Origin of the sequence: Pseudomonas sp., assembly GCF_050739995.1 — a bacterium.
In the GTDB taxonomy this organism is placed as follows: Bacteria; Pseudomonadota; Gammaproteobacteria; order Pseudomonadales; family Pseudomonadaceae; genus Aquipseudomonas.
Genome location: NZ_JBOICG010000107.1, coordinates 1 through 1997 on the forward strand (window position 1 = coordinate 1; position 1997 = coordinate 1997).

Genomic DNA, 1997 nt, shown 5'->3' on the forward strand with positions numbered 1-1997 from the left:
GGTCGTATTCATAGCTGATGGACACCGGAGTCAGGTTCAGCGACTGAATGACTTCGGCGAACGGCTCGTCCTTGCGGCTGACGTGGAACATCTTGAGGATCGCCGACTCGGTGCGGTCATCTCCATCCTTGGCACGGCCTTCGGCCTGGGCGATCCAGATTGATTGGCCGTCATTGCGAATCGAATGGTTGATGTAGGCCGACAGCAGTTGGTAGGCCGCCATCTTTTCCTTTCGCCCGGTAATCGAGCGGTGCACGATAAAACTCTTGTTCAGGCGCATCAGGTCGCTGACAAACGGCTTTTGCAGCAGGTTATCGCCGATGGCGATGCGGGGTGTCGGCAGCCCGGCGTGGTACACGGCATAATTGACGAACGCCGGGTCCATCACGATGTCGCGGTGGTTGGCCAGGAACAGGTAGGCGGTGCCCGACTTGAGCTGTTCGACGCCGGTATATGTCACGCCGTCGGTCGCGCGATCAATGGTGTGGTCGACGTAATACTCGACTTTGTCCTGTAGCGTCGCCACGGTGGTGACGCCGGCAAACTCACGGCGCAACTTGCGGGCGATCATCGGCTTGAGCAACCAGCCCAGGGCGCCGGCAAAGCGCGGGAAGCGGAAGTGGGTCAGGATGTCCAGAAAGGCCTTGTCACTGAACAGACGCGCCAGCACTGCCGGGACTTCGCTGTCGTTGTAAGGTCGGATGGTATCGAATTCGCCCATCATGCTCTCTTGTTAGAAACGGCTAGGGTAAGTAAAGGAAATATCAGGGTGCGGCCGTAATATTGGCTCAGCCGTGAATAGCCCTGTAAATAGACCGGCGATTATACGCACAAGTCACCTGGGAGACCGCGATGCTGGAAACTGCGAAGTACGATTGTCCTTATTGTGGTGAAGAGGTCGAGACCACCGTGGATTTGTCTGGTGGCGATCAGACGTACATCGAAGACTGCCAGGTGTGTTGCCGGCCGATCATTTTCAGCCTGCAGGTCCATGGTGACGAGTGGATGTTGGAAACCCGCAGCGAAAACGAATAACAGGTACACCCATGCAGCGAATCTACGAACCGGAAAACCTGATGGAAGGCGAGTTACTGCAACAAATGCTCGCCAGCGAAGGTGTCGAGGCGCACCTGGTGGGGCGCCACTTGCTGGGTGGCACGGGTGAATTGCCGATTTTCGGACTGTTGGGCCTGGAAGTGGACAACGACCAGGCTGCCTACGCCCGTGAGCTGATTACTGCCTACATCGGTGCACAGCCCCTGCCTGGCGATGAACCCGACAACTTCCCCGATGTGCTGGTCTGTTAGGCTGTCGGTCGGTTTACCCCCAAGAGTCGTGTTACCCCATGTGTGGACGTTATGCCCTGTTTCGCTGGAACCCTACCTTTGCTGCATTGCCGGGTTTTCCCGCCGATCAGCAGGCCCAGTGGAATATCTCCCCGAATGATTCGGTGCTGATCCAGCGCTTGAGCGAAGGCCAGCGCACCCTGGCGCGTGCCCGTTGGGGCCTCACGCCACCCTGGCTGACCGATCTGTCCCGCACGCCGGCCCACGCCCGCGCCGAAACCCTGGCCGAACAACCGATGTTTCGCGAGGCCTTCCGCCAGCGCCGCTGCCTGTTGCCAGCCAACGGGTTTTACGAATGGCGCGGCACCCAGCGCAAGCGCCCGTATTGGCTCACGCCGGGGGAAGGTTCCACGTTGTTTTTTGCGGCTATCTGGGAAGAGTACCCCGTGCAGGAGCAGGTATGGCTGAGTACGGCAGTGATCACCCAGGCCGCGCAAAATCAACGGCGGCCGTTGATTCTGGATGCAGCGGGGCAGGAAGCCTGGCTCAATCCCGCAACGCCCTTGCATGTGCTGCAAGGCTTGCTGGCCAGTGAGCCCACCGCGTTGCGCGAGCGAGTCTTGGCCAATATGGTCAACGATCCCAAACTCAATGGACCGGAGTGCCTGACCCCGGCCTAGCGGTTGGACTCACCGGCCTCATCGGGGGCAA

At 59.5% G+C, this 1997-nt stretch carries 4 protein-coding genes; 3 read left to right on the forward strand and 1 reads right to left on the reverse strand.

The features are described 5' to 3' along the window. Positions 1 to 724 (reverse strand): 1-acyl-sn-glycerol-3-phosphate acyltransferase (locus ACRESD_RS03645; protein WP_431749675.1); only part of this gene is annotated, 724 nt, incomplete at its 3' end. A gap of 128 nt (positions 725 to 852) precedes the next feature. On the opposite strand from ACRESD_RS03645, the gene ACRESD_RS03650 reads away from it, so the two are divergent. The 3 genes from ACRESD_RS03650 to ACRESD_RS03660 are packed head-to-tail and all read left to right on the forward strand — an operon-like array spanning position 853 to position 1966. Continuing rightward, on the forward strand, positions 853 to 1035 hold the full coding sequence (locus tag ACRESD_RS03650) for a CPXCG motif-containing cysteine-rich protein (protein ID WP_431749676.1): 183 nt from the start codon (positions 853 to 855) through the stop codon (positions 1033 to 1035). An 11-nt stretch (positions 1036 to 1046) separates the two neighbouring features. Then, a complete protein-coding gene (locus ACRESD_RS03655) occupies positions 1047 to 1307 on the forward strand; it encodes a putative signal transducing protein (RefSeq protein WP_431749677.1) in 261 nt (86 codons plus the stop codon). Positions 1308 to 1345: 38 nt separating this feature from the next. Beyond that, the gene (locus ACRESD_RS03660) at positions 1346 to 1966 is read left to right on the forward strand and encodes an SOS response-associated peptidase (RefSeq protein WP_431749678.1); all 621 of its coding nucleotides are present in this window, start codon (positions 1346 to 1348) and stop codon (positions 1964 to 1966) included. Positions 1967 to 1997: the final 31 nt, after the last annotated feature.